At 66.5% G+C, this 24,112-nt stretch carries 20 protein-coding genes; 7 read left to right on the top strand and 13 right to left on the bottom strand.

The genetic code is table 11. The features are described 5' to 3' along the window. Positions 1 to 105: 105 nt before the first annotated feature. Complete coding sequence (locus DIE11_RS28890) at positions 106 to 456, bottom strand: hypothetical protein (protein ID WP_124628710.1); 351 nt, start codon at positions 454 to 456, stop codon at positions 106 to 108. Between the two features lie 194 nt (positions 457 to 650). Between DIE11_RS28890 and DIE11_RS28885 the strand changes: the two genes are divergently transcribed. Continuing rightward, on the top strand, positions 651 to 2,144 hold the full coding sequence (locus DIE11_RS28885) for a PLP-dependent aminotransferase family protein (RefSeq protein WP_124628708.1): 1,494 nt from the start codon (positions 651 to 653) through the stop codon (positions 2,142 to 2,144). A 144-nt stretch (positions 2,145 to 2,288) separates the two neighbouring features. On the opposite strand, the gene DIE11_RS28880 is transcribed toward DIE11_RS28885, so the two are convergent. The 7 genes from DIE11_RS28880 to DIE11_RS28845 all read right to left on the bottom strand — a co-directional run bounded on the left by DIE11_RS28880 (position 2,289) and on the right by DIE11_RS28845 (position 8,270). Further along, positions 2,289 to 2,564, bottom strand: coding sequence for a hypothetical protein (locus DIE11_RS28880; protein WP_057928306.1), 276 nt, complete (start codon positions 2,562 to 2,564; stop codon positions 2,289 to 2,291). A gap of 299 nt (positions 2,565 to 2,863) precedes the next feature. Then, positions 2,864 to 3,052: an AlpA family transcriptional regulator gene (locus DIE11_RS28875; protein ID WP_059607850.1), complete on the bottom strand. Its 189-nt coding sequence runs from the start codon at positions 3,050 to 3,052 to the stop codon at positions 2,864 to 2,866. 428 nt (positions 3,053 to 3,480) lie between these two features. After that, positions 3,481 to 4,113 (bottom strand): type VI secretion system amidase effector protein Tae4, encoded by a 633-nt coding sequence (locus tag DIE11_RS28865; RefSeq protein WP_124628706.1) that lies wholly within the window; start codon positions 4,111 to 4,113, stop codon positions 3,481 to 3,483. Positions 4,114 to 4,115: 2 nt separating this feature from the next. Next, positions 4,116 to 4,673 (bottom strand): PAAR domain-containing protein, encoded by a 558-nt coding sequence (locus DIE11_RS28860; RefSeq protein ID WP_124628704.1) that lies wholly within the window; start codon positions 4,671 to 4,673, stop codon positions 4,116 to 4,118. A 195-nt stretch (positions 4,674 to 4,868) separates the two neighbouring features. Beyond that, positions 4,869 to 5,129: a hypothetical protein gene (locus tag DIE11_RS28855; RefSeq protein WP_124628702.1), complete on the bottom strand. Its 261-nt coding sequence runs from the start codon at positions 5,127 to 5,129 to the stop codon at positions 4,869 to 4,871. Positions 5,130 to 5,310: 181 nt separating this feature from the next. After that, positions 5,311 to 6,636: a cytochrome-c peroxidase gene (locus DIE11_RS28850; protein ID WP_260437192.1), complete on the bottom strand. Its 1,326-nt coding sequence runs from the start codon at positions 6,634 to 6,636 to the stop codon at positions 5,311 to 5,313. Positions 6,637 to 6,806: 170 nt separating this feature from the next. Continuing rightward, entirely contained in the window at positions 6,807 to 8,270 is a 1,464-nt protein-coding gene (locus tag DIE11_RS28845; RefSeq protein ID WP_124628698.1) for a metallophosphoesterase, read from the bottom strand. Between the two features lie 181 nt (positions 8,271 to 8,451). On the opposite strand from DIE11_RS28845, the gene DIE11_RS28840 reads away from it, so the two are divergent. After that, the gene (locus tag DIE11_RS28840) at positions 8,452 to 9,300 is read left to right on the top strand and encodes a class I SAM-dependent methyltransferase (RefSeq protein ID WP_124628696.1); all 849 of its coding nucleotides are present in this window, start codon (positions 8,452 to 8,454) and stop codon (positions 9,298 to 9,300) included. A gap of 90 nt (positions 9,301 to 9,390) precedes the next feature. Here DIE11_RS28840 and DIE11_RS28835 read toward each other — a convergent pair whose 3' ends face one another. The 5 genes from DIE11_RS28835 to DIE11_RS28815 form a co-directional block, all read right to left on the bottom strand. Further along, positions 9,391 to 9,702 (bottom strand): hypothetical protein, encoded by a 312-nt coding sequence (locus tag DIE11_RS28835; RefSeq protein ID WP_124628694.1) that lies wholly within the window; start codon positions 9,700 to 9,702, stop codon positions 9,391 to 9,393. Between the two features lie 58 nt (positions 9,703 to 9,760). Beyond that, positions 9,761 to 11,782 carry a BCCT family transporter gene (locus DIE11_RS28830; RefSeq protein WP_124628692.1) on the bottom strand — a complete coding sequence of 674 codons (2,022 nt, stop codon included), beginning with the start codon at positions 11,780 to 11,782 and terminating at the stop codon, positions 9,761 to 9,763. Positions 11,783 to 12,065: 283 nt separating this feature from the next. After that, positions 12,066 to 13,253, bottom strand: coding sequence for a porin (locus tag DIE11_RS28825; protein ID WP_124628690.1), 1,188 nt, complete (start codon positions 13,251 to 13,253; stop codon positions 12,066 to 12,068). Positions 13,254 to 13,378: 125 nt separating this feature from the next. Then, positions 13,379 to 15,799 (bottom strand): glycoside hydrolase family 31 protein, encoded by a 2,421-nt coding sequence (locus DIE11_RS28820; protein WP_124628688.1) that lies wholly within the window; start codon positions 15,797 to 15,799, stop codon positions 13,379 to 13,381. Between the two features lie 27 nt (positions 15,800 to 15,826). After that, complete coding sequence (locus DIE11_RS28815) at positions 15,827 to 17,098, bottom strand: MFS transporter (RefSeq protein ID WP_059598877.1); 1,272 nt, start codon at positions 17,096 to 17,098, stop codon at positions 15,827 to 15,829. 452 nt (positions 17,099 to 17,550) lie between these two features. Here DIE11_RS28815 and DIE11_RS28810 point away from each other — a divergent pair, with 452 nt between their 5' ends. The 5 genes from DIE11_RS28810 (at position 17,551) to gsiC (ending at position 24,105) form a co-directional block, all read left to right on the top strand. Further along, the gene (locus DIE11_RS28810) at positions 17,551 to 18,501 is read left to right on the top strand and encodes a MurR/RpiR family transcriptional regulator (protein ID WP_059598878.1); all 951 of its coding nucleotides are present in this window, start codon (positions 17,551 to 17,553) and stop codon (positions 18,499 to 18,501) included. Beyond that, entirely contained in the window at positions 18,498 to 19,484 is a 987-nt protein-coding gene (locus DIE11_RS28805; RefSeq protein WP_059598879.1) for an isoaspartyl peptidase/L-asparaginase family protein, read from the top strand. Before DIE11_RS28810 ends, DIE11_RS28805 begins: the two co-directional genes overlap by 4 nt. A gap of 27 nt (positions 19,485 to 19,511) precedes the next feature. Further along, positions 19,512 to 21,425 carry a dipeptide ABC transporter ATP-binding protein gene (locus DIE11_RS28800; RefSeq protein ID WP_124628687.1) on the top strand — a complete coding sequence of 638 codons (1,914 nt, stop codon included), beginning with the start codon at positions 19,512 to 19,514 and terminating at the stop codon, positions 21,423 to 21,425. A gap of 129 nt (positions 21,426 to 21,554) precedes the next feature. Next, the gene (gsiB, locus tag DIE11_RS28795; RefSeq protein WP_124628685.1) at positions 21,555 to 23,117 is read left to right on the top strand and encodes a glutathione ABC transporter substrate-binding protein GsiB; all 1,563 of its coding nucleotides are present in this window, start codon (positions 21,555 to 21,557) and stop codon (positions 23,115 to 23,117) included. A 67-nt stretch (positions 23,118 to 23,184) separates the two neighbouring features. Then, positions 23,185 to 24,105, top strand: coding sequence for a glutathione ABC transporter permease GsiC (gene gsiC / locus DIE11_RS28790; RefSeq protein WP_124628683.1), 921 nt, complete (start codon positions 23,185 to 23,187; stop codon positions 24,103 to 24,105). Positions 24,106 to 24,112 lie beyond the last annotated feature (7 nt).

Genomic DNA, 24,112 nt, shown 5'->3' with positions numbered 1-24,112 from the left:
GGTCGAGTCGACCCGGCGCGGCGCCGGGACAAGTTCACGCTCGTTGCCGGGGGGGGGCGACACGGCGATCACATGACGATATCGGCGATGACGCGAGCCGCCGCGTCAGGGTTGCTCGCGCACTTGCCGCTCGCCGAGTAGCTGCCCGGACACCCGGTGCAGCCATGCGCGCCACACCGAGAACACGCCGGACCGAGCCTCGGGTTCCGCGACGGTTGCGGCGACCGGCCCGACACCGGCTGCGGACAATGCCACGTGACCGGCTGTCTCGATCGTCAGGCATTCGCCTTCGTCGAGCACGCGGCGAACGTAATGCGGCGTATCGGGTAACCAGTCGAGCCCGCCGTGACGCAACGTGACCGCGAGCGCGCCGTCGAGCACGATGACCTGGCTGTCCTTGTCGAACCACGCTAAGTGGCTTTGCCCGGCGTCGAGCCGGATCTCTTGCGTCCGCATGGTGAGTCCTTTTCCTGGTTGCGCGGCCCGGCGACGGCGGGGCGACAGCGTGCAATCAGGTTAAGGAAACGCGCGCCGGCAGGACAGATTCAGGGGACGGGAATCTGTTACGGTGCAGGCGACGATCTTGATCCTCTGTATCGGTGTGTTTCCCCTGAATCTGTATCTGGCGTGCGCTGGGGCGCGCGGGCACGATGACCCGCATGACGCTCATCACCGACTCGTTCCGAACACCGTTGCCGATGGCCGGCGAGCCCCTTTACGAACGACTCGCCGAGCATTACCGCCGCATCATCGCGGCGGGTACCTTGTCGCCCGGTGACCGGATGCCGTCCGTACGCGCATTCATGGCACAGCACGGCGTGAGCCTGTCGACCGCGATCCAGGCATTTCGACGGCTCGAGGATACAGGCTGGTGCGAAGCCCGGCCGCGCTCGGGCTATTTCGTGCGGCGGCGCGCGGTCGCCGTGCTCGATACGCTGCCGGAAAGCGACGGCTCGCCGCTGAGCGTCGAGCCGCCGTTCGCGGGACTGCATGAACGCGTGTCGCGCGTGATCGATCGCGCGAATGCGATGCCCGATGCGCTGAATCTCGGCGGCGCGTCCGCGCTGGCGACGCTGTATCCGGCCGAGCGTCTGCAGACGCTGGCGATCCGGTTGCTGCGGCGCAAGCCGACGCTGCTGACCGACGCGGGGCCGGTTGGCGGGTCGCCCGAATTCCGGCAGACGATGGCAAAGCGTGCGCTGTCGTACGGCGTGGCCGTGTCGCCGGACGACGTGATGTCGACGAGCGGCGGCGTCGATGCCGTGAATCTCGCGCTGCGCGCGGTGGCACGCCCCGGCGACACGATCGCGATCGAATCGCCGGCCTTTTTCGGCTTGATCCAGCTGCTCGAAAGCCTCGGCCTGCGTGCGCTCGAGATCCCGGCCAGCCCGACGACCGGACTCTCGATCGAAGCGCTCGACGTGGCGCTGACCGCGTACCCGGACATTCGGGCCGTGGTCGTCGTGCCGAATCTGCAGAACCCGCTCGGCAGTGTGATGCCCGACGAACGCAAGGCCGCGCTGGTCGCGCTGTGCTCGCGCCGCGGGGTGGCCGTGATCGAGGACGAGCCGTATCGCGAGCTCGTGGAAGCGCCGCAGGTGGTGAAGCCCGTGAAGGCATGGGACCGTGACGGCACGGTGATCTATTGCCCGTCGTTCAACAAGGTGCTGGCGCCCGGGATGCGGCTCGGCTGGATGAGCGCGGGCCGCTGGCACGCGCGGGTGAAGATGCTCAAGTTCGCGCACAGCCGGCACAACGCCGCATTGCTGCAGGCCGTCGCGGCCGAATTCGTCGGCTCGGGCGCGTTCGATCGCCACCTGCACCGGTTTCGCGAGCAACTGCGTATGCAGCGCGATGTGACGATCGATGCGATCGCGCGCCATTTTCCGGCCGGCACGCGGATGAACCGGCCGCCCGGCGGCATGCTGCTGTGGATCGCGTTGCCGGACGGCGTGCGTTCCGAAGCATTGTTCGATGCGGCGCTGGCACGCGGGGTAAGGATCGCGCCTGGCGCGATCTTTTCGAACTCCGACCGCTTTGACGCGTATATCCGGCTTGCCTGCACGCGGGTGTTCGACACGGCACACGAAGCGGCGATCGAAACGCTCGGCCAGCTGATACGCGACGCGGCCGCCGCCGCGTAAGCGGGACAAGTGAGGAGCGGGCCGGCGCATTGGCTACCGGGCTGGGCGGTCGTGACGGGGGCACGCGCCGGCCGATCCGGCACACCGCGTTCACCCTGGACGGCCGCCGCGCGGCGACGCGCCGACGATACGATTTCGGCGATTTCATCGGCTGACCGCATGCGCGGCGAGGTGCTGGCGGATCAGCGACAGGTAGCGATCGCCGACCGAGAAGTCGCGTGCGGCACGCGGCCGTTCCGCCTGGCGTAGCGTGGCCGGCGCGCTCATGCCCAGGTACCGGCATACCGCCGACGGGAAAGGCTTGCGTGTATGCCCGAGCTGGCGCGCCGCGCGCTCGACGCGGGCGTCGCCAACCTGCGCACGCAGCCATGCCAGCACTTGGCGATCGGTGTCGTTGACGATACGGACCAGATGTTCCACTTTAAACAGGGACCCTTGTTGCATAAGGCTCTCCGGGGTGTTTTCGTCGATATGTCAGGTCTGGCTACCGCTGTAGCTACCATGAAAGGCCGCGCTGGACCTGGAGCCACCAACCAGTGGTGTCGACGGTAGCGCCGAGCTTCGTGCTGCTGCCTCAAATACTGGTTGGTTATACAGCTGGTTATCCATACAGTATTTTGGGCAAAGCGGGTTGTCAAGCGCAATGTCGAGCTATGAGCGGGCTCAGGGGGAAATGAGGCGGGAGGGCGGCGCTCGGGTCCGAGCGCCAGAGGGGAGAGTTAAGCTGCGTCCGTGCCGGCCATGATCGCTTCGACGCTTTCGGCGGTGATACCGCTGAAGCGCTCCCCGATCTTGACCAGTTTCAGCTTCCCCTTGTCGACGAGGCCGTAGACGGTGGTTCGGGAGATGCTGAGCATATCCATGACCGCCTTGATGCGATACAGCTTCTTCGACGTGGTGGTTTCCACGTTCGCCCTAGTCTGGTGGTGGCCTGAGCGCGTGTGGTATGGAGCGCTCAGGCACGTCGCAACACAATCTAGGTGACTATCGTATAGTCGTCGGCGTCAGCCGAAGAGGCCCAACGACGGTACTGCGTAGGTAGCGAGATAGAGCAACACGACGAATAGCGTCACAACGGCAAACACGGTGCCCCATCTCCGATTCGACCATCGCTTATAGGCGACTGCGTTCAACGCGCAGAACACGATGGCAGGCCAAAGTAGCAGTCCTAGCGTCGTCAGGAAAAAGGCGGCATGAGAGCCACAATGCTCCAGGTCGTTACAGCCGGTTGAATGTGAGGGAGGCGTTGGCCAGTGCATGTGGCTGAATGTGTAGCCTGACACCCATGTGACCAGCAAGCCCCACACGAACCCCAACATCGCAAGCCCGATACGCTTCATTTCACTTCCCAAAAAAGGATTTCTTTCGAGTTGGCTAGATCGGAGAACGCGTTGTCTCGTCGACCGCGAAGCCAGGACAACGGATTGGGCATTGATGACATGCCAACGCGGAACCGTAGAAACGACGCCCAGTTGGGCGTCAGCGTGTCCTTGTTCCACAAGTCGATGTGACCGCCGCTAAGGTTATCGGAAGAATCACCGTCTTGTCGCCAGTAACCAAAGAAGTAAATGATCCCCGTTCGGCCTTTCACTTTGCTCTGCCAATCTGCGCCAGTAATGTTCTCCGGTTTGCCGAGTCCCAACAAAGGTTGCAGTTTCAACCACTCTGCAAGCTCATAAGCACGGGTTGCCGTAGGCTTGTCATTAAGCATGAGACGGCCCAACACTTTCTTTCCAGGCATGGGCTTTACGACCTTCTGCGAAAACGACTTCATATCGCTTCCTATGTTGTGAAAGGTCACGCTCATGCGGATGGCACACTGGTTCTCATACTGACCTGTCTTATCGTCGTATGGATCTTTGCTCGGGTAGGCGTTCCAAAGCTCTTGAAACGTAATTGACTTCAATTGAGTTGGCTTGACCGAGTCACGCGTACTGTTCGAGCGTACCTTCAGCGGTTTGTTAGGCATGGTTAAGCCGCATTCTGCTTGGCGATTGCGTCGTCACCCCAGTAGACCGTATAGTCGTCGGCGCTGTGGCCCGTATGGACGCGCGGTAACATGCCGCTTGCGTCGAGACGTCCTTGGAACACACGACCATCCGTTGTCTCGATGTAGTAGGGGTAGCCTGCCGGACCATCAGCCGTCGCCTTTACTTGTTCGTCGTACGGCTCGACCAAGTTGGACGCAATAGCGTCAGCAGCGGCGAAACCAGAAGAGGTGTGCTGACCGCTACCACCTAGGTTGTCGTCGCACGATGACTCACCACTAAGCGCAGCAATAATGCGCGGTGGCCTCGGGCATTTGCACATTACGATGTCGCCATCCAGGGCAACTTCCGCTAAGAACTGTAAGCGGTAAGGTCCCCCGGACTTGGCAATGACGCCGTTGCTCTTACAGGCGGTGCAAAATGCTTGACCTCCGATCAGGGCGACTTGATGACCCATGAATGTCATCGGTGGTCCATCCGCAGGTAGAACGGTGCCACCACTGGACAAAACGTCGCCCACAGACGCGATTCTTCTTTGCATTGTTTTCCCCACTCAGAAACCACGATCTTAGTCGCGTGGCTGCGCAATTTATCTCAGTATTCCTGAGGGGCGCTATATCCTTCTTTTCAATGAGTGGTTGATCACACGATGGAAACCTTGAGGCTCATACAACCGAGGATGGATTCCAAACCCCCGTTGCCGAGCACTTCAGCATGTCGGCAGCTTTTGCACCGGTCAGATCGACGTCGGCGCAATCCCCGAGCGTCGGTTGCAAGCCGTCTTGCAACCACGGGATGTAATCGCATGGTCGAACAGGACCGTGATCGTCGTCAGCACTCGATTACAGGCGCTCCACGATTTCCCGCTGGTTTCAAGCATGTAGATGATGTCGGCTGGCGTGACCTTTCGAGCTTCCAGTGAACCGAGGTTCGGATTCACCATATTCTCGATGGCCCAGTTCAGGATGTAGATCGACCCTTCGGCGAGAATGACCATCGCCTTTCCCTTGTAGCCGTCACAAAGCTGGCGGACGGTCAGCGCGAAGGCCGTACGGGCTTTCTCCGTCTTCTTGTCGGCGGCAGGGTCCTCGACCTTGTCGATCTCCGCTCGGAACGCGCGAGCAGCCTTCCTGGCGGCCGCAAGCGGGCGCGCATCCGCCTGGCCGTTCGGTCAGCGTTCAGCGCACCGGCGCCGGTGTGTGGGCGGCCGGCGATCCGGTAATCCGGGCGGCAGGCGCGGCGGGCGGGACGATTTTCGCGAAGCGCGCGTCGGTCAGCGTGCCGAGGAACGCGACGATGTCGTCGATTTCCGAGTCGGTGAGTGCGGGCTGCATGCCCGGCCGGCGGTTCATCGGCGTCGAATTGACGTTGATGTTGCCGCGATAGGCGGCCGGCACGTCGTCGAACGTCCTGGCGCCGTGATACCAGTAGCCCGGGTCGGTCGAGCGCGTGTTGTAGAACGCGACCGCGTCGCGCAGCGTCGTGAACACGCCGTTGTGCATGAACGTCTGCTTGACCGCGACGTTGCGCAGCCCCGGCGTACGCAGATAGCCACACCATTGCGTCGGCTCGGGCCAGCGCAGCCGTGCGGCCGTGTCGCACAGGCCGTTGTCGAAATGGCGCGGATCTCGGTTCGCGGGCAGCGCGCGGTTGCGCGGCACCGCGATCGCGTCGTAGCCGAAATCGGTGAAGAGCGAGCGCTCCGGCCGGCTCGACGTCTCCGTCAGCGTATGGCAACTCATGCAGTTGCCCTTGTCAGGATTGCGGAACAGCGCCAGGCCGCGCATCTCGGCCGGCGCGAGCGGCTTGCGCGTGCGCAGGTACGCGTCGAAGCGCGACGTGAACGGCGCCATGTCGTCGCTCTGCAGATACGCCTCGACGGCCGAGCCCAGCGCGCGCACCAGCTGTTCGGGGTCGCGCCGCACCGATGCGCCGAAGCGCGCGGCGAGATCGTCCGCCAGTTCGGTGCCGTCGACCTTGCGTAGCAGCGCGGCCGGCGATCGATTGTTCATCTCGTTCGGATCGAACAACGGCCCGCGGATCTGTTCGGCGAGCGTGTCCGCGCGGCCGTCGCTGAAGAGGCCGCCGAACGGCGACGGCGCGGGCGCGTCGTCATCCTGGTAGAAGTGGCGGCGCGGCACGTAGCGCACGTAGAGCAGCGACGGCGCGTTGCGCAGGCTGAAGCGCCCGTGGCGGCTGCCTTCCGGCACGCCGGGCCCCGCGAGCGAAGCGGCCGACAATGTCGGCGCGAACGCGCGCCCCGGATCGTGGCAGCCCGCGCACGACATGCCGCGCGGCTCGGACAGCCGCGGATCGAAGAAGATCCGGCGGCCCAGCGCGACGAGCGTCGGATCGGGCGCGAAACGGGCGCCCGCCGCGTCGACCTTGCCGGTCACCTGCGGCGTGCCGTTGCCGATCGTGCCGACGACGCGCGACGGCACACCGGGAAGAAGGATCGTCTCGGACGGTGTGGCATGGGCCGCGAGCGCCGCGCCGGCGAGCAGGGCGGCGGCAAGCACGCGTACCGTCCGGCCACCGCCGGCGACCGGAACCGAAGCGCAAACCCGATGCTCGGCAGCGGTCGCCGACGAAACCGTCCGCCTCCGCGAGCCGGCCATCCGTCGCCGGCGGCCGGTCGAATTCGTCAGATCATCACTCAATCGAACTTCGTCACTCACGGCGCGATGAACCCCGTCTTGTCGCATGCGAGCGTGTTGCCCGACTGGTCGCACGACGCGAGCAGCTTGCCGGCCGCCGAATACGCATGGAACACCCAGCCCGTCGCCGGCGCCGCGCGTCGCTCCATGATCAGGAAACCGAAGCTGTTGTGGTGTGACAGTCGTTCGATCACGGCGCCCGGCGCGGGCGTCAGCCCGGCCGGGAATGGATCGGGCAGCGCGACGTCGAGGTTGTCGCCACCGTTGCCGGACACGATCGTCGCCGGATGCCCGGACGAGAAGTTGATCGCCTGGAAATCGTGCACGTGCCCGTGCAGCGCGACCTGGATGCCGGGCGGGTAGTACGCCTGCGCGTTCAGGCTCGCCATCACCGACTGCAGCGCGAGGTTGCCCGGCGCCGGCGTGCTGCCGGCGATCGGCGCGAATGCGAGGATCGGATGGTGGTTCGTGAAGATCGTCGTCGACATGCCGGCCTTCGACGCGAGCGACGCGACCGTCTGGAACTGCTTCTGGTAGATGCGGAACTGCGCGTCGGTCGTCTTCAGCGGATTGCGACCGACCTTCGCGGTGTCGAACACGATCACTTGCGTGCCGCCGCCGAGCGACACCGCATACGGATCCGAGTAGTTCGCGTCGTCGTCGTTGGCCGGATCGTCGCACGAACGGGCTGCCGAATACGGGTGCGGATCGAGGAAGCGGTACCAGCCCTGTCCAGCCCGTGCGCATTCCTCGTGGTTGCCACGCACGACGACCCACGGCGCCTTCGCGAACAGCGGCGCGGCCGGGCGGAACAGGTCGGCCTGCCACGTATCCCAGCCGTAGCCCCACGGGCTGTCCTTGCAGCCGGCGATGTCGGGCGGGCACGCGTTTTCGCGGTAGTGATAGTCGCCGACGTGCAGCACGAGGTCCGGCGACAGCTTCGCGACGCTCGCCGCGATCGTGTCGAACGGCCAGACCGTCGCGTCGTTGCACGCCTGCCATGCGTTGTCGGCCTTCTTCATCCGGCAGCCGGTGTCGGCGATGATCGCGATGCGCTGCGGCTGCGCCTTCGGCAGCGGCAGCGCGCGGCCCGCGACGCTCGCCGCCTGTGCATCGGTGGGCAGCATCGCTTCGCAGACCGACACCGGGAAGCTCGACGGTTTCGAGTCGGCCGGGGCGCTCGCCGTCGGACGTTGCGCGATGGTCGCGGCGCCGGCACGCAGCGTCATGCGCGACAGCTTGCCGTCGACGGACAGCTGCGGACACAGCGGATCGCTCGCGGACACGGGGCTGTAGTTGGTGACCACGCGTGCGATCGCCTGGTTCGCATCGCCGATCTCGACCCACGCGGCCTGAACGTTGATCGCGGCACTGGCCGGGTCGGCGGGCGTATCGATGTGATTCGAACACGCGGACAGCGCCGCGAGGGCAACAAGCGGAGCGCAGCGCACGAACAGCGCGCGGGAGAGGAGTCGTCGCATGGGAGGCACCGTAGGAAAGCCGTCAACGATACGGAACGCGAATGTAAGAATTGTGAAGGATGGGGTGCGAAGACCGACGCGGCGCGCGAGTCGTGCCGCGTTCGCAGGCTTGACCTCAAGCCGGCTTGAAGCAGCATAGTCCGGATCACGGTCAACGATGCGGACAAAAGGAGAATCGACGATGGAAGGAAACCGGACAAACGAAGCGCAGTCTGCGCTGTGGAATGGCCCGTCGGGGCTGGCATGGGTCGACGCGCAGCGCTCGCTCGACCGGATGTTCGAGCCGTTCGAGGCATTGCTCGCGGATGGGGCGGTGGCGGCGTCCTCGAGCAGCGTGCTCGACGTCGGCTGCGGTACCGGCGCGGTGACGCTCGCGATCGCACGGCGGATTGGCGCGCACGCGCACTGTACGGGCCTGGATATTTCGGCGCAGATGATCGCCGCTGCACGGGCACGCGTCGAACGCGAGGGCGTTGATGCCGACTTCGTGCATGCCGATGCGCAGACGCATGCGTTTGCGCCGGGGCAGTTCGATCTGATCGTGTCGCGCTTCGGTGTGATGTTCTTCGACGATCCGGTGCAGGCCTTCGCGAACCTGCGGCACGCGGCGCGCCCGAACGCGCAACTGCGATTCGTCGCATGGCGCGGCGCCGCCGACAATCCGTTCATGACGACGGCAGAGCGTGTTGCGGCGCCATTGCTGCCCGCCATGCCGGCGCGGCAGCCGGGGGCGCCGGGACAATTCGCGTTCGGCGACCGGCAACGGATCGCGTCGGTATTGTCGGACAGCGGCTGGGCCGACATCGCGATCGAGCCGATCGATATCGCGTGCGCGTTGCCGGTGTCCGAGCTGGACGACTACATCGCGCGACTGGGGCCGGTCGGGCTCGCGCTTCGTCAGGTGGACGACGCGACGCGCCGGCGCGTGATCGATACGGTTCGCGCTGCGTTCGGGCGCTATGTGCAGGACGCGAACCTTTGCTTCGACGCGGCGTGCTGGCTCGTCACCGCGCGGGCGCCGTCTGCATGATGCATCGGGAAAATGGCGGCAGCCCGTTGTTCGGCATGCGTGTTGCCGTGCATGCGTGACGAGGCTGCGGCGCCGTGCAAAAGGCAGGTATCAGTCGCGCCTCGCACGCAACATCAGCCAGGCGCAGCCGGCCGCCACGAGCGCGAGCCCGAGCAGCACCGCCTCGACGCCGAGTGCGAAACCGGGCGGCATCTCGCCGCTGTTCGGCACGGGCGACAGGTTGGCGGTGATCGCGATCGCGCCGCCGGCCAGCAGCGCGATGCAGAAGATCCAGTAAACCTTGCCGCGCGGTGCGGCGGTGCGGATCCGCCACAGCGCAAGGCCGACGCCGCCGAGGTAAAGCACCGCGAGCGTCGCGAGCGCGATGAAGTCGCCGGTGCGATTGTTCAGGAGGCTGCTCATGGCATGGCTCCGTCGGCTGCCGCGCGTCGGCTCGATGAGAGGAACGCAGCGGTCGGATTCATTCGGCCTCCGTTGCGTGTCCCGGCGCGCGGCTCAGCAGATGCGTACGCTGGTCGGCCGCGAGCGAGACGTAGCGTTCGTATTGACGCAGTACATCAGCGATCAGTTCGTCGCCGCGCAGATATTCGATGTCGTAGCCGAGCCGGCCGTCCTCGAAGAACGTGACGATGCCGTACACGTGCGGACGCTCGGCATCCGGCTCGGCCGCTTCGCGTACCAGGAAGGCCGCCGCGGATTTCGCCGTTACGCGCGCGCCGTAGACGAAATCGCGGTGTTCCGCGGTCGGCACGGTCAGCCGCACCGCGTCGTCGCTGTCGCGCTGCACGTGTGCGTCGACGCCGCTCGAACGCAACTCGTCGGCGACCTTGCGCAGCGCGGGCTCGACGGTTTCCGCGACGAACTGGCGTGCGTCGGCTTCGGTCGTCTGCCGCAGGATGTGGGTCAGGCGATGGCGCCAGTGCTGGCCGGTCCAGAAGCTCGTCGCGGGCGCGACGTCCTGGGAATAGTGCGCGCGATCGGCCGCGAGCCCGCGCCACAGCCCGTAACACAGCGCGAGCATGATCAAGGCGACCGGTAATGCGGCGATCAACGTCATCGCCTGCAGCGCGCCGAGCCCGCCCGCGACCAGTAGCACGGCCGCCGTCACGCCCAGCAGCGCAGCCCAGAACAGCCGCTGCCAGACCGGCGAATGCGCGGTGCCGCGCGTCGCGATCTGGTCGATCACGAATGCGCCGGAATCGGCGGACGTGACGAAGAACACCGCGATCAACACGATCGCGACGATCGACAGCAACTGCGGAAGCGGCAGGAAATCGAAGAAACGGAACAGCAACGCATCGACACTGCCGGCCGTTTGCGCGAGCGCGCCGGCCGCGCCATGCGTGTCGAGCCAGATCGCGCTGTTGCCGAACACGGTCATCCACACGAGATTGAATGCGGTCGGCACGAGCAACACACCGATCACGAACTGGCGGATCGTGCGGCCGCGCGAGATGCGCGCGATGAACATGCCGACGAACGGTGACCACGATACCCACCATGCCCAGTAGAGGATCGTCCAGCCGCCGAACCAGCCTTCCTCGCGCGGCGGCGCGTACGCATAGGTGCGGAACGACAGGTCGACGAGATTCGACAGGTACTGGCCGATGTTGTCGCCGAGCGCGCGCAGCAGGAACGACGTCGGGCCCGCGACGACCACGAACGCGAGCAACAGGAACGCCAGCAGCAGGTTCAGCTCGGACAGCCGCCGCACGCCCTTGTCGAGACCGCTCGCGGCCGATGCGCCGGCCAGGATCACGACGATCACGACGAGCCCGATGCGAAACGCGTTGCCGCTCGTATCCCAGCCGGCGACCGTATGCAGGCCCGCGCTCAACTGCATCACGCCGTAGCCGAGCGTCGTCGCGATGCCCGCGACCGTGCCGACCAGCGCGAACGCGTCGACCGCGTGGCCGATCCAGCCGTTCACGCGCTCGCGCAGCACCGGATACAGGCCGGAGCGCAGCGTCAGCGGCAAGTTGTAGCGGAATCCGAAATATGCGAGCACGAGCCCCATCAGCCCGTAGATCGCCCACGCATGAAAGCCCCAGTGGAAGAAGGTCATCAGCATCGCCTCGCGCGCGGCGGCCGGCGTGCCGGGGTCGACGGTCGGCGGCTTCAGGAAGTGCTGCATCGGCTCGCCAACGCCGAAGTACATGAGGCCGATGCCCATGCCCGCCGCGAACAGCATGGCTGTCCACGACAGGAAGCTGAACTCGGGCTCGGCGTCGTCGGGGCCGAGCCGGATGTTGCCGAAGTCGCTTGCCGCGATCAGCACGAGAAACACGAGGAACGTGGTGACGGCGAGTACGTAGAACCAGTCGAAGCGCGCGACGACCCATTGCTGGCCGGAGGAGAAGAGCGCGCCTGCTTCGTTCGGGCGCAGCGCGCACACGACGAGCAGTGCACCGATGACCGCGAGCGCGGGCAGCACGACCTGCGGCTTGAATGTCGTGCGGGGCGAGGAACGGGAATCTGGCATGGCTGGCATCCAGTTGTGGGCGCAACGAGGCGCGACGCCGCCCGGCGCGCGTGTCGCGCGACGGACCCTGATACGGCGTGCGCCGAGTGTACCGCGGTGTCAGGACTGCATGAAGGGATATGCAGCAGGGATAAACCTGACGAATTGTAAGGTATCGGGGCGATCGCGAAAACCCGCACGCTGCGCGCGGCGTGCGAAAGAGGTCGACGACGAACGTCAACCGGCGCCCCGGACGATGCCGGATCGTCCGGGGCTCGAGCAGGGGAGGCGCAGCCGTACGGGTTCAGAACGTCATGGCGATCCCGGCCATGCCGACGAACTGGCCGTGCGTCGTCGACGGCGTGAGCTGCTGCGAATCGCCGACGATCGGTGCCGCGTCGACGATATGGCCGGCACCCAGCGCGCCGAGCGTCCGCCCGCTCGAATGCGTGTACGCCTGCAGCGCATAGAGCGTCGTGCGCTTCGACAGGCTGTACGACTCCTTCAGCGAATACTGCTGGTAACGGGCCGCGTCCGACACGCCGTTCGCCTTCGACGCGAGCGTGTACGCGAACGCGCCGGCCACCGAGAAGGTCGGCGTGAAGCGGTACGCGGCGAGCGCGCCGTAGGTGTTGAACACGGCTGTGTCCGTGAACGCGGAGCCGTTGCCGGGCAGGTACTTCACGTTCGAGTAGTTGAGGCCCATCGTCAGGTTGCCGAGCGTGTAGTTGCCGGCCGCTGCGACCTGCTCGACGGCCTTCGCGGTCAGGTAGCCCTGGTTCAGCACGGACACCGCGAAGCTGCCCGAAGCCGCGGTCGCCGGATTGAGGAAGCCCGCCGACGAGCCCGAGCTGTTGATGCGCAGGTAGCCGGCCGCGATCCCGACCGGCCCGTTCGCATAGCGCAGCGCGGCGCTGAACGTGTTGCCCTTGCCGGTCGCGCCGGCGATGCCGCCGAACGCATACATCGCGCTCGCGGTCAGCCCGAAGAAGGTCGGCGACGTGTAGGTGACGGAATTGTTTACGCGGATCGTCGTGTCGAGCCCGTCGATATCGCCCGGATGCGCGCCCGTCGCGCCGGTCAGCCAGCTGCTCGACGCGTACGGGCCGACCAGCAGGAAGTACGGCGTGTACTGGCGGCCGGCCGTCACCGTGCCGTAATGATCGTTGCGCAGCCCGACGAAGGCCTGGCGGTTGAAGATCGTGCCGGCGGCGGCTTGCGCGCCGGTGTTCAGGTTGAAGCCGGATTGCAGGTCGAAGATCGCATGCGTGCCGCCGCCGAGATCCTCGTCGCCGCGCAGCCCGAACTTCGACGCATACAGGTTGCCGTCGCGCATGTAAATGTTCGAGTGGCCCTGCTGGTTGTTGACGTACGCGAGCGAATCGTCGACCACGCCGTACAGCGTCACGCTGCTCTGCGCATGGGCGGCGGAAGCGCCGAGCGACGCGGCCGATAAAATCAGGATTGCAGAATAGTGATGCGATGCTTTCATTGACGATCTCCAAGTCTCTTCAAGGGCGGGAGGCTGATCGGCCTCCTCTTTGGTGGAGTGGAGGGGCGGGCCGTGTGAGCGGCCCGCCCGATCTGAGGGTTCGGCGTTGTCCCGCGCTTGCGCGGTCAGTCGTCGAGTGCCACGACGACGCGACGCCACGCGCCGTCCCGCGCATCGTGTTCGACGCACGCACCGCGCACGGCAAGCGCGCACTGCAGCGATGCCGGCAGCAGGATCTCCACGCGCCCGGCAGGGCGGTTCATGCGGCCATCCCAGCGGACCGACACGCCGAGTTCACCGGACGCCGTGCGTCCGGTCTCGACGCGCCACAGCCCGTATTCGCCGTCGCGCCACGCTTCCGTTTCGCCGTCGTCCTCGACGCATTCGCCATACGCAACGCCGTCCTCGACGCGCGGCGCGACGAGGAAGCCGCGCGTGTCCGCGCGTGCGCCGAACCGTTGCTCGGCGACGTTCAGCGGCAGCACGCGGCCTTCGCGCAACAGCATCACCGGCGTGTCGAGCGGCGCGGGCAGCGTCACGTTCGCGCCGCCGTCGAACGACTGCGCGCTCGCGCAGCACAGCCAGCGCGCACCGGACGGCAGGTAGACCGCGCGCTCCGTGCGGCCCGGCTCGACGACCGGCGCGACCAGCAGCGCGTCGCCGAGCATCATGTCGTCGCATTCGTCGTAGCAGCGCGGGTCGCCGGGGAAGTCGCCGAAGGTCGGCCGCAGCACCGGCTCGTAGCGCGTGGTCGACAGCCACAGCAGGTGATAGAGGTAAGGCAGCAGCCGGTAGCGCTGCTTGAGCAGCGACGCGATCCGCGCGGTGATCTCCGGATACATCCACGGTTCGTTGACGGTGCCGTCGTCATTCCACGAATGGATGCTGAAGCGCGGCATGAAGATGCCGAACTGCACCCAGCGCAGGAGCAGCTCGGGCGACGGGGCAGGGCCGGAGAAGCCGCCGATGTCGTGACCAATGTTCGACACGCCCGACAACGCGAGCCCGAGGCCCATCTTCAGGTTGTAGCGCAGCGTTTCCCACGACGTGTAGTTGTCGCCGGACCAGGTCTGCACATAACGCTGCATGCCCGCGCCGCCGGAGCGCGACACGAGGAACGGCCGCCGCGCCGGCGCATGCGCGCGCTGTGCGTCGCGCGACGCGCGCATCATCAGCATCGTCTGCAGCACCTTCGCCTCGCGTGCGGGAAACGGCTGCCCGAAGCCGTGCGCGATTGCGTCGGGCGACCAGATCTCGTATTCGTTGTTGTCGTTCCACGTCGACTCGATCCCGTAGTCGAGCAGCGCGGACGTGACCTGCTCGCGCCACCAGTCGTAGGCGTCCGGTTGCGTGAAGTCGAGATACGCGCCAACCTCGTCCCAGAATTGCACCCATGCCGGTTCGCCGGATGCCGAGCGGATCAGCAGCCCGCGCCGCGCGGCGTCGTCGAACGCCGGGTGGTCGCGCAGCAGGCACGGCTTGATGTTCGCGCACAGGCGGATGCCGTGGTCGCGGTAGTGCTTCACGAAACCCTTCGCGTCGGGAAACTTCTCGCGGTTCCAGTTGAACACATAGCGCTTCTCGCCGATCGACGTATAGCCCGACGACAGGTGGAACGAATCGCACAGAATGTCGTGCGATTCGCACCGCTCGACGAACTGGTTCATCTGCCGCTGCGCGTCCGGCGCGTCGGTGTAGCTCATCGTCGAGCCCGAATAGCCGAGTCCCCATTTCGGCGTGCGCGCGGGGCGCCCGGTGAGCCACGTGAAGCGCCGCGCGGCCGTGAGCGGCGTGTCGGGCGACGCGATGAAGTAATAGTCGAGATCGCCGTGCTCGGCGACGAAGTAGCGGTAGAGCCCGTGGTAGTTGTCGAGTTCGCGGCCCATGTCGAACGCGCAATCCGACAGCGTGTCGTAGAACAGCCCGAAGCCCTGGCACGCGCCTGGCGACCACGTGACGTAGAACGGAATGTGCTTGTAGAGCGGGTCCGTGTGCTTTGCGCTGTAACCCATCGCGTCGATGTTGCGCATCTCGAAGCGCGCGCCGGTGCGGTCGAGGTCGCCCGCGCGCTCGCCGAGACCGAACACCTTGTCGCCGCGCTCGCGAGCGACGTAGTGATAGGCGCGATCGTCCCACCAGCCGAAGTTGTACGCCTGCGTCGCGCGATCGGCGAGCACGACGCGCCACGTGCCGTCGGCGCCGCCCATCGACCACGTGCAATGGCCGCCTTGCCGGCTTACCGTGAGGCGGATCTGCGCGGTTTCGATGCGCACGCCGCCGTCGTCTTCGACGAAGTCGTAGGCCGGCTGTGCGAAGCCGCTCAGGTCGAGACGGTCGCGCCCTTCGAGCGGCACGTCGTCGAGGCCCGGCGCGATGGTCCAGGTGCGCGGGTTGCGCGCCGTCGCGTCGGGCAGCACGCGCACGCGCACGATGTCGTCCTCGAGCACGAAGATCTCGAGGGTCGCGCCCGCGTCGGACGCGAGCAGCACACGGTTCGCCTGCCGGTCGGCGACGTGGAACACGGGCGGATGAAGAAGCGAAGTCATGAAAGCGATTCCTGGTGAAGACGGAGGTCAGGCGTGCTGCGCGAGCAGGCGTTCCTGCTTCGACTGCCCGCGGATCAGCACCGCGAGCAGCGTGACGCCGATGATGTCGAACAGGCCGAGGCACGCGAACAGCGGTGCGTAGCCGATCTTGTCGGCGAGCGCGCCGACCAGCAGCGAGAAGCCGAGCCCGCCGATCCATGCGGCCATGCCCGCAAAGCCGCTGGCGGTGCCGACTTCCTCGGGATCGAACACGTCGGCCGACAGCGTGTTCACGAGCGCGGAGATCATCTGGTGCGCGAAGCCGCCGACGCAGAACAGGCCGATGGCCGTGTACGGCGACGACACGAGCCCGATCATCGCCGGCCCCAGCATCAGCACCGCGCCGAGCGCAACGCCGGCGACACGCGACCACACGAGCGGCAGCCTGAACCGGTTCGCGAGGTAGGGCGACAGATAGCCGCCGGCGATGCCGCCGAGATCGGCCGCGAGAAACGGCATCCACGCGAAGACGGCGATCTGCGCGAGCGCCATGTGGCGTTCGGTGGCGAGGTACAGCGGAATCCAGAAACTGAAAGTCTGCCACGCGGGTTCCGCGAAGAAGCGCGGCAGCGCGATCGCCCAGAAACGGCGCGCGGTGACGACGTCGCGAATCCGGCGCTTCGACGCGGCCGGCATCGTGGCCTGGCCGTCGCGGATCAGCGTGCGCTCCTGCGACGTGATGCGCGGATGATCGGCCGGCGACCGGTACTGCGTGTACCAGAGCGCGGCCCACACGAAGCCGAGCGCGCCGGTGACCATGAACGCGGATTGCCAGCCGAATCGCATCGACAGGAACACGACGAGCGGCGGCGCGATCGCGGCGCCGAGCGACGTGCCTGCGTTGAAGTAGCCGACCGCAACGGATTTCTCGCGATCGGGAAACCATTCGGCGACGGCCTTCATCCCTGACGGAATCGCGGCGGCCTCGAACAGCCCGAGCAAGCCGCGCAGGATGCCGAGCGACAGCCAGCCGGACGCGAAGCCGTGCGCGACGCCGACCACCGACCACAGCATCGCGAACAGCGCGAACCCGACCCGCAGGCCGATCAGGTCGACGATGAACCCGCATACCGGCTGCATGATCGTGTAGCCGATCTGGAACGCCCCGACGATATACGAGTATTGCTGCGTCGAGATCGCGAACACCTGCTTCAGTTCCGGTGCGAGCACCGCGAGGGAATTTCGCGCGAGGTAGTTGAGGATCGTGCCGAGACATACCAGCACGATGATCCACCAGCGCAACGCCTTGACTGTTTTCACTGCTGTCTCCTGAGCCATGCAAGTCGCCCGGCTGGGGCGTCTTATGCGGTCATATTTGTACGATGTCCGATCTTGATGGGCGGCCGATTCACCTGGCTTCTACCGGAATTGGCGCATTCGATCGAACATTTCGCTGCTATTGAAAGCCAACGTTATCTGACGACTGATCATTTTCGAGCACCCTATGTTCGAATTCGAATCGGGTCAACGTGAATCTGCATTCGAACGAACATCCTCGGGGTATTCCCGATAGGTGCGCGGACGGGATCCTCGGTGCGTTGCGCGACGAGGGCGGCGAATGCCGGCTGGACGGCGATCGAGCGGTCGTCGCACGACCAATTGCATCAGGCGGGCCCGGCAGGGGGGGCGTGGGAACCCTGATGAAAATTTATTTTTTTCCGGTCGGCAGATTGTGTAAATTGATTTTCATCAACCTTGCAAAACCATTCGCAATGACGCCTCTCGTTCCGCACGATGCCAGTCACGAGGAATCCGCGATCGCGGAGCGCATCGCCTCGGCCATGCCGCGGATGACGCCGATCCACCGCCGGATGGGCGAGTTCGTGCTCGCGAATCCGTTTCGCGCGGCGACGATGCGGATCGACGAGCTGGCGCAGGCCGTGAATGCGTCGATCGCGACCGCGAACCGCTTCGCGAAGGCGCTGGGTTTCGACGGCTATCCGGCGATGCGCGCGGCGCTCGTGCGCGGCTTCGAGGCGACGCTCGGCCCGGTCGAGCGGCTGCGTTCCGCGCAGGAGCAGGAACAAGAGCAGGGCGTGCGCGGCGCAGCGTGGATCGACGCGGTGTTCGACCAGGCCGTCGCGAACATCGAGAACACGCGTGCGCAGCTGGATGCGGCCGACGTCGAGGCGGCCGTCGAGGCGATCGTCGGCGCGCGGCGCGTGCTGATTCTCGGCGCCGGTTCGAGCGCGTTTCTGACCGGACTGATGGAACACGGATTGTCGGTGTGTCACGACAACGTGCAGTCGCTCGCGTTGCTCGGGGGACCGTCGCATGCGGCGCGGCGCCTTTACACGGCCGACTCGCGCGATCTCGTGATCGCGCTCGCGTTTCCGCGCTACGTCAAGGACACGATCGAGCTGGCCCGCCGCGCGGCCGCGCGCGGCGCGCGCGTGCTCGGCATCTCCGACGGGCCCGGTTCGCCGCTTGCACCGATCGCGTCGCTGAATCTGTACGTCAAGGCCGAACGGCGTTTCGCGGCCACGTCGGAGGCGGCCGTGCTGACGATGATCGAGGCGCTGATCGACGCGGTCGCGCTGCGCACGCACCGCTCCGCGAAGTCCGCCGCCGAAATGACCGAATTCCTGTTGCCGTGGCTGATCCACCCGCAAGCGGTGCCGCCGGCCGCCACCCCTTCTTCCTCCGGTACGAAAAAATCATGACTTCACCCGCGATCGTCGCGATTCATGGCGGTGCAGGCACGATCCTGCGCGATGCGATGGACACCGACACCGAACGCCAGTACCGCGCCGAACTCACCGCGATCCTGCTGGCCGCGCAACAGGTGCTCGCCGATGGCGGCAGCGCGCTCGACGCCGTCACCGTCGCGGTGCGGCTGCTCGAGGATTGTCCGCTGTTCAACGCCGGGCGCGGCGCCGTCTATACGGCCGAAGGCAAACACGAACTCGACGCGGCGGTGATGGACGGCACGACGCTCGCGGCCGGCGCGATCTGCTGCGCGACCCGCGTGCGCAATCCGGTGCTCGCCGCACGGCGCGTGATGGAGGCGAGCGAGCACGTGCTGCTGGCAGGCGCGGGCGCCGACGCGTTCGCGGCCGCACAGGGCCTCGAACTCGCCGAGCCCGGCTACTTCGACACCGAGGCGCGTCATGCACAGTGGGTCAAGGCGCGCGCGGCGGCCGGCACGATGCTCGATCACGATGCCGCGACCTTCGCGTTCGGCGCCGGGCAGCCGGCCGAGCCGCTCGATCCCGACCGCAAGCACGGCACGGTCGGCGCGGTCGCGTGCGACGTGCACGGCCATATCGCGGCGGCGACGTCGACCGGCGGCATCACGAACAAGCAGCCCGGCCGCGTCGGCGATTCGCCGATCATCGGCGCCGGCTGCTATGCGGACGACGCGACCTGCGCGGTATCCGCGACGGGCACCGGCGAGATGTTCATCCGGCTCGCGACCGCGCATGACGTGGCCGCGCAGATGGCCTATCGCGGCGCATCGCTCGCCGATGCTGCGCACGACGCCGTGATGAACAAGCTGTCGCGCCTGGCCGGGCGCGGCGGCATCGTTGCGGTCGACGCGCACGGCAACGTCGCGATGCCGTTCAACACGGAAGGGATGTATCGCGGCTACGCGCGCGTCGGCGAGACGCCCGTGGTCGGCATCTATCGCGACGATGCGGCCTGATTCCGGATCGTACGAGGAGACCTTCGCATGACTTCGAGCCGAACCCCGTCCGCGCTGGTGCTGCCGGAGCAGCGCGTCGTCGCCGTCGACGACCTGTCGGTCATGTTTCGCCGCGAAAACGCGACGTTCGATGCGGTGCGCAACGTGTCGTTTCACGTCGATCGCGGCGAGACGCTCGCGATCGTCGGCGAGTCGGGCTCCGGCAAGTCGGTCACGTCGCTCGCGCTGATGCGGCTCGTCGAGCATGGCGGCGGCGAGATCACGAGCGGCCGGATCGCGTTGCGGCGTCGCGGCGGCGCGCTCGTCGACCTCGTGCAGGCGAGCGCGGCGACGATGCGCGGGATCCGCGGCGCGGACATCGCGATGATCTTCCAGGAGCCGATGACGTCGCTGAACCCGGTATTTACGGTCGGCGACCAGATCAGCGAGGCGATCGCGCTGCACCAGTCGAAGAGCGCGACCGAAGCCCGCGCGGAAGCGTTGCGGCTGCTCGATCTCGTGCGCATTCCCGAGGCGCGTCGCGTGTTCGCGCGCTATCCGCATCAGTTGTCCGGCGGGATGCGGCAGCGCGTGATGATCGCGATGGCGCTGTCGTGCCGGCCCGCGCTCCTGATCGCCGACGAACCGACGACCGCGCTCGACGTGACGATCCAGGCGCAGATCCTGCAACTGATCCGCGGCCTGCAGGACGAAATGAACATGGGCGTGATCTTCATCACGCACGACATGGGCGTGGTCGCCGAGGTGGCCGATCGCGTGCTCGTGATGTATCGCGGCGAGAAGGTCGAGGAGGGCGAGTCCGAACGCATTTTCGCGACGCCCGCGCATCGCTATACTCGTGCGCTGCTCGCGGCCGTGCCGCGGCTCGGCTCGATGCAGGGCACCGATAACCCCGAGAAATTCCCGCTGCTGAAGGTGGACGGCGCGAGCGCGGCCACGCCGGCACCTGCCGCGAACGACGCGGTCGCGGCCCCCGTCGCCGGGCAGCCGCACGTCGATCCGGCCGCGCCGCCGATCCTGCGCGTGCGCGATCTCGTCACGCGGTTTCCGGTGAAGAGCGGCGTATTCGGCCGCGTGTCGCAATACGTGCACGCGGTCGAGCGCGTGAGCTTCGAGCTGCGCGCGGGCGAGACGCTCGCGCTCGTCGGCGAATCCGGCTGCGGCAAGTCGACCACCGGCCGCTCGCTGCTGCGCCTCGTCGAATCGCAGAGCGGCTCGATCGAATTCGACGGCCGCGACATCAGCGCGATGAAGGGCCATGACCTGCAGGCGCTGCGCCGAAACATCCAGTTCATCTTCCAGGATCCGTTCGCGTCGCTGAACCCGCGCCTCACGGTCGGTTTCTCGATCATGGAGCCGCTGCTCGTACACGGCGTCGCGAGCGGCCGCGAAGCGCAGGCGCGCGTCGACTGGCTGCTCGAGAAGGTCGGCCTGCCGCCGGAGGCGGCACGCCGCTATCCGCACGAATTCTCGGGCGGCCAGCGTCAGCGGATCGCCATCGCACGCGCGCTCGCGCTGAATCCGAAGGTCGTGATCGCCGATGAATCGGTGTCGGCGCTCGACGTGTCCGTGCAGGCGCAGATCGTGAACCTGATGCTCGACCTGCAGCGCGAGCTGGGCGTCGCGTATCTGTTCATCTCGCACGACATGGCCGTCGTCGAGCGCATCAGCCATCGCGTCGCGGTGATGTATCTCGGCCAGATCGTCGAGATCGGCCCGCGCCGCGCGGTGTTCGAGGCGCCGCAGCATCCTTATACGAGGAAGCTGATGAGCGCGGTGCCGGTGGCAGACCCCGCGCGCCGGCATGCGCCGCGCCAGCTCGCGGCGGACGAGATTCCGAGCCCGATCCGCGCGGTCGGCGACGAGCCGATCGTCGCGCCGCTCGTTGCGGTCGGCCCCGATCATTACGTCGCGACGCATCGCGTCGGCGGCGCGTATTGATTGCACGGCGAGTCGGATATGGACCGCAGCTGCGCACGCGCCAGGCAACGGCGTCATTTTCCCGAGCGGATGCAGTCACGCCGCGATTTCCACCACGCGTTACCGAATCATCCACAGGAGCCAGACAAAATGAACAAGTCGCATTCGTTCCCGATGTTCCGTCCGCGCGCGTTGTTCGCCGCGGGGGCAGGCGCGCTCGCGCTGTCGGTCGCCGTGCCCGCGTTCGCGCAACAGAACGTCGTGGTCGCCGTGTACTCGACGTTCACGACGATGGACCCGTATGACGCGAACGACACGGTGTCGCAAGCTGTCGTCAAGTCGTTCTACGAAGGGCTGTTCGGCTTCGACAAGGACATGAAGCTCGTCAACGTGCTTGCGACGAGCTACCAGGCGTCGCCCGATGCGAAGGTCTACACGGTCAAGCTGCGCCCGGGCGTGAAGTTCCACGACGGCACGGATTTCAACGCCGACGCGGTGAAGGCGAACTTCGACCGCGTGACCGATCCGGCGAACAAGCTGAAGCGTTACGGGCTGTTCCGCGTGATCGAGAAGACCGAGGTGGTCGATCCGATGACGGTGCGCTTCACGCTGCGCGAGCCGTTCTCCGCGTTCATCAACACGCTCGCGCACCCGTCGGCGGTGATGATTTCGCCGGCCGCGCTGAAGAAGTGGGGGCGCGACGTGTCGCTGCATCCGGTCGGCACGGGCCCGTTCGAGTTTGTCGAATGGAAGCAGACCGACGACATGAAGGTGAAGAAGTTTGCCGGCTACTGGAAGAAGGGCTATCCGAAGGTCGATTCGATCGACTGGAAGCCGGTGGTCGACAACAACACGCGCGCCGCGTTGCTCAAGACCGGCGAGGCCGATTTCGCGTTCACGATCCCGTTCGAGCAGGCTGCCGACCTGAAGAGCAATCCGAAGGTCGAGCTGATCGAGCGGCCGTCGATCATCCAGCGCTACATCTCGCTGAACACGCAGAAGAAGCCGTTCGACAATCCGAAGGTGCGTGAAGCGCTGAACTACGCGGTCAACAAGGAAGCGCTCGCGAAGGTCGTGTTCGCCGGCTACGCAACCCCGCAGACGGGCGTCGCCCCGGTGGGCGTCGAATACGCGACCAAGCTCGGGCCCTGGCCATACGATCCGGCGAAGGCGCGCGCGCTGTTGAAGGAGGCCGGTTATCCGAACGGCTTCGAGTCGACGCTCTGGTCCGCGTACAACCATTCGACGGCGCAGAAGCTGATCCAGTTCGTCCAGCAGCAGCTCGCGCAGGTCGGCGTGAAGGTGCAGGTGCAGGCACTCGAGGCCGGCGAGCGGGTCGCGAAGGTCGAGAGCGCGCAGGATCCGGCGACGGCACCGGTGCGGATGTACTACAGCGGCTGGTCGGCCTCGACGGGCGAGGCGAACTGGGCGCTGTCGCCGCTGCTCGCGTCCACGTCGGCGCCGCCGAAGCTCTACAACACTGCGTACTACAAGAACGGTGCGGTCGACGACGATCTCGCGAAGGCGCTCGAGACGACCGACCAGGCGAAGAAGGCCTCCCTGTACGCCGACGCGCAGAAGCAGGTGTGGGCCGACGCGCCGTGGATCTTCCTGGTGCAGGAGAAGATCGTCTATGCGCGCAGCAAGCGCCTGCACGGCATGTACGTGATGCCGGACGGCTCGTTCAACTTCGACGAAATCTCGGTGAAATGACGGCGATTCGCCCGTTGTGCGGCGCCGGCGGTGCGAGCTGCCGGCGCGCTGATTCGATCGGTGCCCCATGCTGAATTTTCTCGTCAAACGCCTGTTCGGCCTGCTGCCCACGCTCGCGATCGTCGCGGTGCTGGTGTTCCTGTTCGTGCACCTGCTGCCGGGCGATCCGGCGCGGCTCGCGGCCGGCCCGGAAGCCGACGACGCGACGGTCGCGCTCGTGCGCGCCGATCTCGGGCTCGACCGGCCGCTGCCGGCGCAGTTCGCGAACTTCTTCGTGAAGATCGCGCACGGCGATTTCGGGACGTCGACGCGCAGCAAGCGTCCGGTGTCGACCGAGATCGGCGAGCGCTTCATGCCGACGCTGCTGCTGACGCTCATCAGCATGGTCTGGGCGACGGCGTTCGGGATGGCGATCGGGATCGCGTCGGCGGTATGGCGCAACCGCTGGCCCGATCGCCTCGGGATGACGATCGCGGTGTCGGGCATCTCGTTTCCGGCGTTCGCGCTCGGCATGCTGCTGATGGAGATATTTTCGGTGAAGCTCGGCTGGCTGCCCGTCGTGCCGGACGGCACGTGGAAGAGCTACGTGCTGCCGTCGCTGACGCTCGGCGCCGCGGTCGCGGCCGTGATGGCGCGCTTCACGCGCGCGTCGTTCGTCGAGGTGCTCAACGAGGACTACGTGCGCACCGCGCGCGCGAAGGGTGTGCACGAGCCGATGGTCGTGCTCAAGCATTGCCTGCGCAACGCGATGATCCCGGTCGTCACGATGATGGGGCTGCAGTTCGGCTTCCTGCTCGGCGGCTCGATCGTCGTCGAGGCCGTGTTCAACTGGCCGGGGCTCGGGCGCCTGCTGGTCGACGCGGTGACGATGCGTGACTACCCGGTGATCCAGGCGATCGTGCTGCTGTTCTCGCTCGAATTCATCCTGATCAACCTGACCGTCGACGTACTGTACGCGGTCATCAACCCGACCATCCGGTTCAAGTGAGGCGCGC

The sequence above is a fragment of the Burkholderia sp. Bp9012 genome (genome assembly GCF_003853825.1).
Taxonomy (GTDB): Bacteria; Pseudomonadota; Gammaproteobacteria; order Burkholderiales; family Burkholderiaceae; genus Burkholderia; species Burkholderia diffusa.
The sequence above is the reverse complement of the archived record's forward strand: the minus strand, read 5'-3'. Positions and strand labels throughout refer to the sequence as shown.